The sequence below is a fragment of the Pseudomonas sp. GM24 genome, from assembly GCF_000282235.1.
Classification (GTDB): Bacteria; Pseudomonadota; Gammaproteobacteria; order Pseudomonadales; family Pseudomonadaceae; genus Aquipseudomonas.
In genome coordinates, this window is record NZ_AKJR01000067.1 from 1 (window position 1) to 13,090 (window position 13,090).

A 13,090-nucleotide genomic window follows, 5' to 3' on the forward strand; every position below is an offset into this window, starting at 1 on the left:
GGGCGGCGTTCCGATGAGGGGGCCTTTGATCAGCTACGCAAATGAGTCAGCGGCAGTTCCGTGCTGTTCAACACCTGATTCAGCACAAAACTCGAGCGCACACTCGTCACCCCTTCAATCCGCGTCAAATGTCCCAGCAACAATTTCTGATAGTGATCCATATCTGGCACCACCACTTTCAATTGGTAATCGGCATCCACACCCGTCACCAGACTGCACTCCAACACCTGCGGCAACGTGCGAATCGCCGCCTCGAAGTTCTCAAAACGCTCCGGCGTATGCCGGTCCATGCCGATCAGCACATACGCCGTTAGGCTCAGCCCAAGCATCTTGCGATCGAGCAACGCCACCTGACGTGAGATGTAGCCGTCGTCTTCCAGTTGCTTGACCCGGCGCGAGCAAGGGGAGGGCGACAGACCGATGCGCTCGGCCAATTCCTGGTTGGAGATGCGGGCGTCGCGCTGCAATTCCGCCAAAATGCTCAGGTCGTAACGGTCGAGTTTGCTCATCAATCTGTCCTTGGTTGTAACTATTGCGGCGGATTATCTATCCAGGGTTAAAAATTGCGCAAGTGGTGTTTATTTCAGCAATCTTCGCAATCCTCTGCCGCCGTCTCAGGCCTATTCTTATCACCAGAATCACTGCTCGGTAACACAGTCCACGCGGCCCGCCCTATCCGGCCTGCCGCGGCCGCCACCCCCACCGGGGTTGTGCCGGCCCCCGAGCTGCACACTGTCCAGAAGACGGCGTGAGGTGAGCCGACGTCAAAAGCGTCGAGCCAGGACGAAGTTCTCTAGAAGGGAGGCCGACGGGTCTCCCTTTTTTCTTGCCTGCGATTTCATGCCGGGCGCTCAATAAATAAGTTGCGTGACTGATAACCTGTTGCAGAACCCGGTGTGTGTAATCCCGGTCTTAGCTACAAGTCCTCTTACATTTACAGGCCCCGCAGTGAGAAAAAGCATGAATTCGCGCATTTGGCGTCTGGCCAGTGTTGGTTTGCTGTGTGTGAGTGTCAGTGTGCAAACGCTCGCCGATGAGCCACAGAATCGCGGCCCGGAGGGCGGAGGCCACGGCCAGGATCATCAGGGCAACAATCAGGGCCGTGGCGGCAACAATCAGCCGCGTCCGCAGAACAATCCATCGCAGAATCAGCCGCAACAGAATCAGCCGCGCCCACAGAACAACGAAATCATTCGTGGCGACAACAGCCGCCAGTTCGAGCACAACGGCAACAACAATGGCCAGTGGCAGAACCGCGATCAGAATCGCCCGGCCTACAACCCCAACCCGGTACGTCAGCCGCCACCACCGCCGCAACTGCCGGCCAACAGCCTACCGATCCAGCCACGGCCCGACGCCGTACGCCAGACTCAAGAGCCGCGTCAGGGTTACTACCGCGACGAGCGTCCGCAGAACGGTTACCACAACCAGCAATGGCAGACCGGCAACCGGCCCAACGACAATCGCTGGCCGGGGCGCCCCGACGGGCATGGCAACGGTTGGGGTCCAGGCCCGCAATACCGGCCGGGACATGTGATCGACCGCTTCCCGGATCGCGATTACCGCGTGCCGTATCGTGGTCAGGATTACTTCTTTTCCGGCGGCTACTGGTATCGCCCGCAAGGCCCGCGCTACATCGTCGTGCAGCCGCCGCGCGGGATTCGCATCCAGTATTTGCCGGATTACGCCCGTGAGGTGTGGATCGGTGGTTCGCTGCTGTTCCTCGCTGCCGGTTCCTACTACGCGTATCAGGAAGCGACGCAGGATTACGTGGTGGTCGAGCCGCCGGTGCAGCAACAGCCGCAGCCGCAATCCCAAGGCTATGACGTCGAAGCGTATCCGGCCAACGGCCAGTCGCCGGAGCAGGTGCAGCAAGACGGTTATCAGTGCTACCAGTACGCGGTGCAGCAAAGCGGTTTCGATCCGCGCACCGCGACGTATCAACCGGCGCCCGAAGTGGTGCAGGCGTACCGTCAGGCGCAGGGCAATTGCCTGAGCAGTCGCGGTTATCAGGTCAGTTACTGAAGCCGGGTTTGCGCCCGCTCTGACTTGACCACTTCCTGCGGGTCGGCGTGCACCAGCACTTCGGCCCGCGGGTAGGCCTTGTGAATGGCATCGGCGGCTTGGTCGCTGATGCCGTGCGCCACTGACAGGGTCAGCTCCCCCGGCAACTCCAGGTGCAACTGCACGAACCAGTGGTTGCCGGAAATCCGCGTGCGCAAGTCATGCGCGCCCAATACGCCCGGCACACTGCACGCCAGTTCGAGCATGTGCTGACTGACATCTGTTGGCAGTTCTTCATCCATCAACACCGAAAAACTTTCCCGGGCGATCTGGATCGCACTCCACAGGATATAGGCGGCAATGCCAAGTCCGAACCACGCATCCAGTTGATGCCAGCCGAACCCGGCCAACATCAGCGCCACCAGAATACTGCCGTTGAGTAACAGATCGGATCGGTAATGCAGTGAGTCGGCACGCACGGCATTGGAACCGGTCTGCTTGATCACTCGATGTTGCAGCATCAGCAAGGCCACCGTCAGCAGCAATGAGAAAATGATCACGCCAATGCTGATCCACGGCGCGCCAAGCGGTTCCGGATGCTGGATGCGTTCATAGGCCTGAAGCGCGATCAACACCGCACTGCCGCCAATGAACAGCGCCTGCGCCATGCCCGCCAGCGATTCCGCCTTGCCGTGACCATAACGGTGATCGTCATCGGCCGGGCGCAGCGCGTAATGCACCGCCAGCAGATTGAGCAGCGAAGTGACGCCATCCAGCGCCGAGTCGGTGAGGCCGGCGAGCATGCTCACCGAACCGCTGAGCCACCAGGCGATGGCTTTAGCGATGATCAGCGTGCACGCCACCGCCACCGAGGCGCGGGTCGCCAGCCGCAGCAGGCGGGCGTGTTCGGGGCTGGATGTCATTTAACTTCCTTTTTAAGCGGCGGGTTGCAGGCCGAACATCGCCAGTTGTTGAGTGCTGCCCTTGTGTTGAATAAGGCGCGGGTCATCCAGTGGGAAATCTCGGCCCAACTCGCTTTCGAGAATAGCCTGCAACTTGTGATTATCGACTTGACCGTCCGGACCGATGGCTTGCTTGAGCTTGGCCGGATCGATCTGCGCGGTGTGGCCCGGTTCGAAGTAGATCGCGCCGGTGGCGAAGTCGACGGCAAACGCGATCAGCCCGGGAATGACGTAGAACAGCAGGCCCACGGCGTCGAGCACGGCAATCGCCGGATCGATCTTGCCGTCGATCTGACCGCGCCGGTCCGGGTAGAAAATCGAACCGCACGCGGTGATTTGCGTGAGCAGGGTGGCGACCAGTACACCGCCGATCAGGCGAAAAGGTAAGCGCATGGGAAATCTCCTGATTGATCTAAGAACGAAGCGTCGTCGTGTGAAGTTAAGACCCTGACGAACGCCCGCCAGTTCGCCGTTATACTCGGGCCTGGCAGGGCATGCCCACAGTAAATTGCGGCCTCGTCTCACCCCTACCGAAATATGTTGAGGATTGAAGTTGTTTTCTCCAGATCGACACCGCGTGAAGGCTGATGAATCCTGTCGGGGTTCGGCCCTCCGGGCTAAAGCTGTGAGCGCGCCATGCTGCGTTGCGGGACTTGGCAAGGAAACGACCCTTACCTGCGTCCCGCGCCTTGCCTGGCACGCTCACAGCTTTAACGCGACTCGCAATTTACTGTGGGCACGCCCTGAGGAGCCAGCATGAATTCTTTGCCAATCGATGAAGTTTTACCCGCCCTGCGTGAAGCCTTGGCGACGCGCCACGAAGCCGTGCTCGAAGCACCGCCCGGCGCCGGTAAAACCACCCGTGTGCCCTTGGCCTTGCTCAATGAAGCGTGGCTGGCCGGGCAGACCATTCTGATGCTCGAGCCGCGCCGTCTCGCCGCGCGTGCGGCGGCGGAACGTCTGGCCAGTGAGCTGGGCGAGAAGGTCGGTGAAACCGTCGGTTATCGCATCCGTCTCGACAGCAAGGTCGGCCCCAATACGCGTATCGAAGTGGTCACCGAAGGCATTCTCACCCGGCGTCTGCAGGATGACCCGGCGCTGGAAGGCGTGGGCCTGCTGATCTTCGACGAATTCCACGAACGCAGCCTCGACGCCGATCTGGCGCTGGCCTTAAGTCTGAACGGTCGTGAGCTGTTCCGAGCTGAACAGCCGCTGAAGATTTTGCTGATGTCGGCCACGCTCGAAGGCGAGCGTCTGGCCGGGTTGCTGGACGACGCGCCGATCCTGCGCAGCGAAGGGCGCATGTATCCGGTGACGATGCGCTGGGGCCGTCCGTTTCAGCCCGGCGAATACATTGATCAACGCGTCACGCAAACCGTGCTTGAAGCGCTGCACGACGAAACCGGCAGCCTGTTGGTGTTTCTGCCGGGGCAGGCGGAAATCCGGCGCGTTCATCAACAATTGGTCGACTCGATTGGTGAGCGCAGCGATGTGTTGCTCTGCCCGTTGCACGGTGAACTCGACCTCAATGCGCAACGTGCGGCGATCGATCCGGCGCCGGCCGGGCAGCGCAAAGTGGTGCTGGCGACCAATATCGCCGAGACCAGTCTGACCATCAACGGTGTGCGCGTAGTCATCGACGCCGGGCTGGCGCGGGTGCCGCGTTTCGATCCCGGCAGCGGCATGACGCGTCTCGATACCCAGCGGATTTCCAAGGCCAGTGCCACTCAGCGCGCGGGCCGGGCGGGGCGACTGGAACCGGGTGTTTGTTATCGCTTGTGGTCGCAGGATCAGCACGAACAATTGGCAGCGTATGGCAGCGCGGAAATTCTTTCGGCGGATCTTGCCAGCCTCGCCCTGCAACTGGGGCGCTGGGGCGTGACGCCGGGCGAACTGGTCTGGCTGGATGTCCCGCCAGCGGCGGCTTATACGCAGGCGCAGGATTTGTTGCAAAGGCTTGGCGCGCTGGAAGGTGAGGCGCTGACCACTCATGGTCAGGCCATGGCTGAGTTGCCGGCGCATCCACGCATCGGCCATTTGCTGCTGCGGGGGCAAGCGTTGGGTCTGGCCAACATGGCGTGCGATGTCGCCGCGTTGCTCGGCGAGCGCGATATCTTGCGTGGCGCCGGGGCCGATCTGCACAGTCGGCTGGTACTGCTCTCGGGTGAAGAACGTGCGGCTCGAGGTGCGCAGGGTGGTGTGCAGCGCGCCAAGCAACTGGCGCGGCAATATCGCGGTTACTTGCGCGGCAAGGCCAGCGAGCCGGTCAGCGATCCCGACCATCCGCGTTGGCTCGGCGCCTTGCTGGCGCTGGCGTATCCGGATCGCGTCGCGCAACAGCGGCGTGCCGGTGGCGCCGAATATCGCCTGGCCAATGGTCGTGCGGCGCTATTCGCCGAAGCCGACAGCCTGATGAAAGAGCCGTGGATCGTCATCGCCGATCTCGGCAGCCGTCAGGGCCAGCGTGAAGAACGGATTTATCTGGCGGCGGATTTCGACCCGGCGCTGTTCGATTCGGTGTTGGCCGAACAGGTGCGCAACGTCGATCAACTGGATTGGGACGAGCGCGAAGGCGTGTTGCGCGCCGAGCGTCAGCGCAAGGTCGGCGAGCTGATTCTCAGCCGTGAACCGCTGACCGGTCTCGATGAAAATGCGCGCAGTCAGGCACTGGTCAATCTGGTGCGGCGCAAGGGGCTGGAGCTGCTGCCGTGGACGCCGGAGCTGCGCCAGTGGCAGGCGCGCGTGGCGTTGTTGCGGCAGTTGGAATTGAACAATCAGGACGACAGTCAATGGCCGGATGTCAGCGATGCGACGTTGCTCGATACCCTCGAAGACTGGCTGATGCCGTATCTGGGCAAGGTCTCGCGACTCAGTCATTTTGCCAATCTCGATCTGTCGAGCATCGTCCGCAATCTGCTGCCATGGCCGCTGCCGCAAAAGCTCGATGAGCTGGCGCCGCATCATCTGAGTGTGCCGTCGGGGTCGTCGATTCGTCTGGACTACAGCGAGTTTCCACCGATTCTGGCTGTACGTTTGCAGGAGTTGTTCGGGCTGGCGGATACGCCGCGCATTGCCGGCGGGCGGCAGGTGGTCAAGTTACATCTGCTGTCGCCGGCGCGGCGGCCGGTGCAGGTGACGCAGGATCTGGCCAACTTCTGGCGCAGCACCTATGCCGAGGTGAAGAAGGATTTGAAGGGCCGCTATCCGAAGCACTATTGGCCGGATGATCCGCTGGTGGCCGAAGCGACCGCGCGAGCTAAACCGCGCGGGACCTGAAGAGCAAAAGATCGCAGCCTTCGGCAGCTCCTACCGAATTGAAGTCGGCCACAAAATGACGGTACGACACCGACATACTGTAGGAACGACGCCGACGCCACCGACATACTGTAGGAGCTGCCGCAGGCTGCGATCTTTGCTGTTAAAGGTGAGTCTTTGCGGTCAATTGCTCGCGGCAATAATCGGCGAACAACTGCGCCGGTTTGGTCAGTTGCCCGCGCTTGAGCCATGCCGCGACCAAACCCGAACCGGTGACATCTTCGACGATGTCCACGCACACGACTTTCTTGCCGTCGTAGGTGCATTCCGAATGCGGTTTGGTCACCAGAATCGAAAAGCCGAAACCCTGGCCGACCATCCCGCGTACCATTTCAATCGACGGCGAGCTGAACTCGATGCGCGGCGTCAGCCCCAGTTCTTCAAACAGGCTGACGAAGTAAGTCCGGCTCGGCTGCACGTCGAGCAGGATCATCGGATCCAGACACAGATCGCGCAGCGACACTTGTTTGTATTGGGCAAAACGGTGGTCGGCGGGCAACAGCGCATACGGGCGTTGCGCCGGCATCAGCGGTTCGGTCTGGATGGTCGCGTCGAGTTCATGTTCATACAGAATCACCAGATCGAACGTGCCTGACGTCAGGCCTTGCACCAGCTCTTGCTGTTCACCGTCGCGAATGCGGATTTTCACGCCCGGATACAACGCCGAGAACCCGGCGATCAACTGCGGCAGGTACAACGGCGCGACCGTTTCGAAACAACCAATATCGATCTGCCCGGCGATCACGTCGTTGTCGGCGAGGGCGTTCTGTTCGAACTCCTTGGCCATGCGCAGCAACTCTTGAGCCTTGCGAAAAAACCGCGCACCGCTTGGCGTCAGTGACACACCTTGGGCGTGATGACGGATCAGCAGTTGCACACCGAAGCTGTCTTCCAGTCCTTTGATCGCGGTGGAAATCGCCGGCTGCGCGATGTACAGCTTGCGTGAAGCCTCGGCAACGCTGCCGCATTCGACGGTGGTGATGAAATACTTCAGCTGACGCAAATTGTAGGCGGCCACGGCAAACCTCAGGACGAGCGGACTCGACTTCAAAGCAATTTGTGCGCCGCCACGTCCATTGCACGACGATGTTTTTATCCTTCAACCATAGCCGCCTGTGCAGCGTTTGGGGGAAGTCATTGCCCAGTGTTTTTATTGCCTGCGAAGACATTTTTACTATTTTTAGCCCATGCGGGCCTGAGCGACCATCGAGGCACAATAACGTCTCAGGAGCATCCGTCGTGTTCGAGCTTGCAGAGTGGCAGCGCCGCGCCGTTGCATTGAAGTTTCCCGATCAGGCCGTGATCGACGGCAAACATTGCGCTGCGCAATCGGGGCAGACCTTTGCCGCGATCAACCCGGCGACCGGGCAATGTCTGGCGAATGTCGCTGCGTGTGGCGAGGCGGATGTCGATGTCGCAGTGCGCAATGCGCGGCAAGTGTTTGAGGCCGGTACGTGGTCGCAAGGATCTCCAGCCGAGCGCAAGCAAGTGCTGCTGCGCTTGGCTGATCTGCTGATGAGTCATCGCGAAGAGCTGGCCTTGCTAGACTCGCTGAACATGGGCAAACCGGTGATGGACGCTTACAACATCGACGTGCCGGGCGCCGCCGGGGTGTTTCGCTGGTACGCCGAAAGCATCGACAAACTTTACGATCAGGTCGCGCCCAGTGCGCCGAATGTGCTGGCGACCATCACCCGTGAAGCACTCGGTGTAGTCGCTGCTGTGGTGCCGTGGAATTTCCCATTGGACATGGCCGCGTGGAAACTCGCCCCGGCGCTGGCGGCGGGCAATTCGGTGATTTTAAAACCGGCCGAGCAATCGCCGTTTTCGGCCTTGCGTCTGGCTGAGCTGGCGCTGGAAGCGGGGCTGCCAGCGGGTGCGTTGAACGTGTTGCCGGGGCTTGGCGAACAGACCGGCAAGGCGTTGGGTTTGCACGCGGATGTCGATTGCCTGGTGTTCACCGGCTCGACGCAGGTGGGTAAATACTTCATGGAATATTCAGCTCGATCCAACCTCAAACAGGTGTGGCTGGAATGCGGTGGCAAGAGCGCCAATCTGGTGTTCGCCGATTGTCAGGATCTGGATCTGGCGGCGGAGAAAGCGGCGTTCGGGATCTTCTTCAATCAGGGCGAAGTCTGCTCGGCCAATTCGCGCTTGCTGGTGGAGCGTTCGATTCATGATGAGTTCGTTGAACGGCTGAAAGCACAGGCTGAACAGTGGTTGCCCGGTGATCCGCTGGATCCGCAGAGCAGCGCTGGCGCCATCGTTGATCACAGGCAGACGGCGGGCATCATGCGCTTCATTCGCAACGCCGAGCAGTCGGGGGCGACCCGGGTTTGTGGCGGTGAGCAGCGGCGCTTGAATGGCTCTGACAACTTCATTGAACCGACGATTTTCACCGGTGTAACCGCCGACATGCCGCTGTTTCGCGAAGAGGTATTCGGGCCAGTGCTGGCGGTGATGCCGTTCGATGATGAGGCCGAGGCTATTCGGCTGGCCAATGACAGTGTGTATGGACTGGCGGCGTCGTTGTGGACCGATGACCTCAACCGCGCACATCGTGTGGCGCGGCAGTTGCGGGCGGGTACGGTGTCGGTCAACACGGTGGATGCGCTGGATGTGACGGTGCCTTTCGGCGGCGGCAAGCAATCGGGCTTTGGCCGCGATTTGTCGCTGCACTCGTTCGACAAATACACCCAGTTGAAAACCACCTGGTTCCAGTTGCGCTGAGACCGAGTTGCCCCCTTCGCGAGCTTGCTCGCGAATGCGGTGGGTCAGCAGCATGGATATTGACTGCTTCGGCACCATCGCTGGCAAGCCAGCTCCCACAGGTTTCAGCGTTGTTCACACAATCCAGGCACATCCACGATCCCTGTGGGAGCTGGCTTGCCAGCGATAGCATTCTCCCAGCCGCCGAAAATCCCCAATCTGCACCCACCTCGCGCATCCCCGCAATCCCCGCCCTTTAGCAGTGCGCACTACCCAGTTTTTTCATCATTTGCAGCCAACAATTTCCTGATTTTCCTCACCGCGCACATGGGCCACCATCAATCTTGCCCGCCAGCCGAATGTTGTCCGCCCAAACGTCCGCGAGAGACCCATGGCAGCAACTGCACAACGGCCGGCGACCGTACTGCCCATGACAAAACTAAATCAACAGCGTCGGGAGTGCTCCATGATCAAGTCCTTGTGTCTCCGTCTCACTCACCCTCTGGCAATCACTGCTCTTGCCGCCACGGTCGCGACCAGCGCCCAGGCCGGGACCCTGTCCATCGGCCACACCACGTGGGTCGGCTACGGCACCCTCTATCTGGCTCAGGACCTGGGCTACTTCAAGGAAAACGGTCTGACCGTCGAATTGCCGGTGGTCGAAGAGGCGTCGATGTACATGGCCGCGCAGGCGTCCGGGCAACTGTCCGGCTCGGCGTCGACCATCGATGAAGTGCTCAAATACCGCCCGCAGTTCTGCTTCAAAGCAGTCGCGGCGCTGGATGACAGCCATGGCGGCGATGGCGTGCTGGTCGGCAAGGATGTGAAAAGCCTGCAAGAGCTCAAGGGCAAATCCGTGGCCGTCAACGAAGGTTCGACCTCGCAGTTCTGGCTCTCCTATTTGCTGAAAAAGAACGGCATGAAGATGAGCGACATCACCGTGCAGAACATGACCGCAGATGATGCCGCCACCGCGTTCATCGCCGGTCGCGTGCCCGCTGCCGTGACCTGGGAGCCGCACCTGTCGATGGTGCGCGACAAGCAGCAGGGCAAAGTGCTGATCGACAGCAGCAGCACCCCCGGCGTGATCGTCGATGTGGTCGCGCTTAATTGCAGCGTGATCGAGAAGCAGCCGGAAGACGTCAAGGCTTTGGTCGCCGGGTTGTACAAAGCCGTGCAATACACCAAGGATCATCCGGAAGACGCTTACAAAATCATGGCCAAAGGTGTCGGCGGTTACCTGTCCGATCCGAAGGAACTGGCCGCCGCCGCGCAAGGCGTGCGTTTCTACGATCAAGCCATGAGCGAGAAGCTCTTGGGCTCACCGGGCAAACCGGGTGACAGCGCAGCGCTGATCAAACTGGCCAACGAAACCGCCAGCGAATTGCAGAGCAAACCTTACAACGTCAGCAACGACGAACTGGTCGACAACCGTTTCGTCAGCCCGCTCTAGGAGGTGTGCAATGTTCAAGCGCAATTCGTGGCTGAGCCGCAGCCTCACGCCAAAAACCGCGTTGCCGGTGCAAGTGGTGTGGAGCGCCAGCGCTCTGGCCTGGGTGTTGTTGGTCGGCCTGTGGGCCGGGCTGTCTTACGGCGGCATCGTCCCAGGGATGTTTTTGCCGACGCCGGGCGCGGTGGTTGAAGCCGCCATGCGCCTGGGCCGCGATGGCACGCTCGGCACACATGTGTGGGCGAGTGTCGAAGTGGTGATGGTCGGCTTCATTGTGTCGTCGTTGGTGGCGGTGCCGTTGGGGTTGCTGATGGGCAGCTTTCGCATCGTTCAGGCGTTCCTTGAACCGCTGGTGAACTTCATTCGTTACCTGCCGGTGACCTCGTTTGTGCCGCTGTTCATCTTGTGGATCGGCATCGGTCTGGAGCAGCGCGTGTCGGTGATTATCTTCGGTGTGTTCTTTCAGCAGTTGGTGATGATCGCCGACGTCTCGAAAGGCATTTCCAAGGACCTGATCAACGCCTCCTACACCTTGGGTTCCAGTCGCCGCGATGCGGTGTTGCATGTGATCGCGCCGGCCTCGGTGCCGGGCGTGCTCGATACCCTACGGGTAACTATGGGCTGGGCCTGGACGTATCTGGTGGTGGCTGAACTGGTCGCCGCGTCCAGCGGTTTGGGTTACCTGAGCCTGAAGGCCATGCGCGGTTTTCAGGTTGACGTGATTTTCCTCGCCATCGCGATCATCGGCCTGCTCGGTCTGGTCACCGATCAACTGTTCCGTTTTCTCCGCCTGAGGGTTGCCGCATGGGCTCAGTGACTGCTGCCAATCATCGTTTTATCGAACCCGTTGCGACCCCGGCACAAGCCGCGCCGCGCTTGCAGGTGGACAAGGTCAGCCTGCGTTACAGGAAACCTGACGGCGGCACGTTTACCGCGCTGGAAGAAGTTTCGTTCGAGGTGCCGGATCAGCAGTTTGCCGTGCTGGTCGGGCCATCGGGTTGTGGCAAGTCGAGCCTGTTGTACCTGACCGCCGGTCTGGCTGAGCCGACCTCCGGTGAGATCTACGTCGGCGGCCAGCAAGTGCAAGGCCCCGGTGCGGATCGCGGCATGGTCTTTCAGAGTTACACGCTGTTCCCGTGGCTGACCGTGCGGCAGAACGTCGAGTTCGGCCTCAAACGCCGCGGCATGCCGGCGGCGCGGCGCAAGGAGATCGTCGATTATTACGTCAACGAAGTCGGCCTCGGCGGGTTCGCCGACAACTACGCCAAGCAACTGTCGGGCGGGATGATGCAGCGCGTGGCGATCGCCCGCGCGCTGGCCAATGATCCGCAGATTCTACTGATGGACGAACCGTTCGGTGCGCTCGATAGCCAGACACGTCTGCAGATGCAGCAGTTGTTGCTGCGGGTGTGGGGCAACAGCAAGAAGACCGTGTTGTTCGTCACCCATGACATCGACGAAGCCATTCTGCTCGGCGATCGGGTCTATGTGATGGGCGCGAAACCGGGGCGGATCAAGCAGATTCTCGACGTGCCAATCGAACGTCCGCGCTCGCTCGACATGGTCATGGAGCGCTCGTTCATTGACATGAAGCGGCAGATCTTCGGGTTGCTGCATGATGACTTGGAAGAAGTGCATTGATCCAACGGTCATGTCACCTGGCCATTGTGGGGCAGCCGGCGATGTGATTTCACTGCTGGGCAAACACGGTTTTGACCCAGCCCTGCAGGGTGTATTGCTGGTAGATGTGTTCAGGCACATCGACATACGGATCAGTAATGAACCGTTCAGGAATTACCGGATTGGCCTCATCAATGACCAGGATGTTCGCCGGGTTGTAAAAGTCATAGTCGACCACGCTCTTGTTGGTGGTGATGACTTTTTTTCGTGAAGCCATGGCTTCAAAGAAACGGAAGCTCAACCCGGCCTGGCCAGGCTTGGAAATGTCCAGAATGATGCGCGAGCGCTTTACCAGTTCGCCAACAGACGCCAGTGACATTCTCTGCTCGAAGAACGTGATACCCGGATGCGCGCCCGGGATCGGTTTGCACTGCACCAGAAACTTGTAATCGGTCACCCCGAGACGATCGAATGCCTCCGCCAAGCCTTCAAGTGCCGGCACCCGATCCTTGCCCGCCATTACCACAAACGCCGAGTATTCACCGGGTTCGCCGTCTGCGGTGTAGTCGTCGTAAATGAAGTTGTGGAGCTTTTTCAGGCCGTAGCTTTCAGCATTCTGCGGGTCGAAAGAAAACACCTCGTCATAACCGGCAAGTTCTTCCCGGGTCATCGGCCAGCGACTGAAACTGTCGTAGAGGTAGGCGATCTTGCGCTCGCTGGCATTGAGGCCGGCGGTCAGTTGCTTGGGCTCGATTTGCGCCGGGTTGATGATCAACGCAACGTCAAAGCGCCCTGAGGCACCGATACTCTTCTTGAACTGGCGTAACTGCGCCCAGCGTTTAAGCGGGCGGCGCAGGATCTTCGGCGCTCGATCAAAGCTGTTCTGCATCGCTGACGTATCGATGAAACACACGTCATTGTCGATCATCAGGTAGTCCGCCAGTTTGCGCGCGTAACCACCAATGTCCTTGCACACCAATAAGATTTTCATGAGATTCCATATCGTCAATTCGGGCGACGGGTCGATGTT

11 protein-coding genes are annotated in these 13,090 nt (G+C 60.2%); 6 read left to right on the forward strand and 5 right to left on the reverse strand.

Annotated features, from left to right (window positions below; genetic code table 11):
- Positions 1–29 precede the first annotated feature (29 nt).
- Positions 30–509, reverse strand: coding sequence for an Lrp/AsnC family transcriptional regulator (locus PMI23_RS10415; protein ID WP_007909658.1), 480 nt, complete (start codon positions 507–509; stop codon positions 30–32).
- 451 nt (positions 510–960) lie between these two features.
- Between PMI23_RS10415 and PMI23_RS10420 the strand changes: the two genes are divergently transcribed.
- Positions 961–2,025, forward strand: coding sequence for a DUF6515 family protein (locus PMI23_RS10420; RefSeq protein WP_007909660.1), 1,065 nt, complete (start codon positions 961–963; stop codon positions 2,023–2,025).
- Here PMI23_RS10420 and PMI23_RS10425 read toward each other — a convergent pair.
- A complete protein-coding gene (locus tag PMI23_RS10425) occupies positions 2,019–2,927 on the reverse strand; it encodes a cation diffusion facilitator family transporter (RefSeq protein ID WP_007909662.1) in 909 nt (302 codons plus the stop codon). The two genes, PMI23_RS10420 and PMI23_RS10425, sit on opposite strands and share 7 nt — an antisense overlap.
- 12 nt (positions 2,928–2,939) lie before the next feature.
- Entirely contained in the window at positions 2,940–3,359 is a 420-nt protein-coding gene (locus PMI23_RS10430; protein ID WP_007909665.1) for a hypothetical protein, read from the reverse strand.
- A gap of 363 nt (positions 3,360–3,722) precedes the next feature.
- Between PMI23_RS10430 and hrpB the strand changes: the two genes are divergently transcribed.
- Positions 3,723–6,242: an ATP-dependent helicase HrpB gene (hrpB, locus tag PMI23_RS10435; protein WP_007909667.1), complete on the forward strand. Its 2,520-nt coding sequence runs from the start codon at positions 3,723–3,725 to the stop codon at positions 6,240–6,242.
- A 142-nt stretch (positions 6,243–6,384) separates the two neighbouring features.
- Here the strand turns inward: hrpB and PMI23_RS10440 are convergent, their stop codons facing one another.
- Positions 6,385–7,299 carry a LysR family transcriptional regulator gene (locus PMI23_RS10440; protein ID WP_007909669.1) on the reverse strand — a complete coding sequence of 305 codons (915 nt, stop codon included), beginning with the start codon at positions 7,297–7,299 and terminating at the stop codon, positions 6,385–6,387.
- Between the two features lie 221 nt (positions 7,300–7,520).
- On the opposite strand from PMI23_RS10440, the gene PMI23_RS10445 reads away from it, so the two are divergent.
- From PMI23_RS10445 to PMI23_RS10460, 4 genes are all read left to right on the forward strand, one after another.
- On the forward strand, positions 7,521–9,011 hold the full coding sequence (locus PMI23_RS10445) for an aldehyde dehydrogenase (RefSeq protein WP_007909671.1): 1,491 nt from the start codon (positions 7,521–7,523) through the stop codon (positions 9,009–9,011).
- A gap of 445 nt (positions 9,012–9,456) precedes the next feature.
- Positions 9,457–10,443: an ABC transporter substrate-binding protein gene (locus PMI23_RS10450; RefSeq protein ID WP_007909673.1), complete on the forward strand. Its 987-nt coding sequence runs from the start codon at positions 9,457–9,459 to the stop codon at positions 10,441–10,443.
- Between the two features lie 10 nt (positions 10,444–10,453).
- A complete protein-coding gene (locus tag PMI23_RS10455) occupies positions 10,454–11,257 on the forward strand; it encodes an ABC transporter permease (protein WP_007909675.1) in 804 nt (267 codons plus the stop codon).
- Positions 11,245–12,081 carry an ABC transporter ATP-binding protein gene (locus PMI23_RS10460; RefSeq protein WP_007909677.1) on the forward strand — a complete coding sequence of 279 codons (837 nt, stop codon included), beginning with the start codon at positions 11,245–11,247 and terminating at the stop codon, positions 12,079–12,081. The genes PMI23_RS10455 and PMI23_RS10460 overlap by 13 nt, the downstream gene beginning before the upstream one ends.
- 49 nt (positions 12,082–12,130) lie before the next feature.
- On the opposite strand, the gene PMI23_RS10465 is transcribed toward PMI23_RS10460, so the two are convergent.
- The gene (locus PMI23_RS10465) at positions 12,131–13,051 is read right to left on the reverse strand and encodes a hypothetical protein (protein WP_007909678.1); all 921 of its coding nucleotides are present in this window, start codon (positions 13,049–13,051) and stop codon (positions 12,131–12,133) included.
- Between the last annotated feature and the right edge of the window lie 39 nt (positions 13,052–13,090).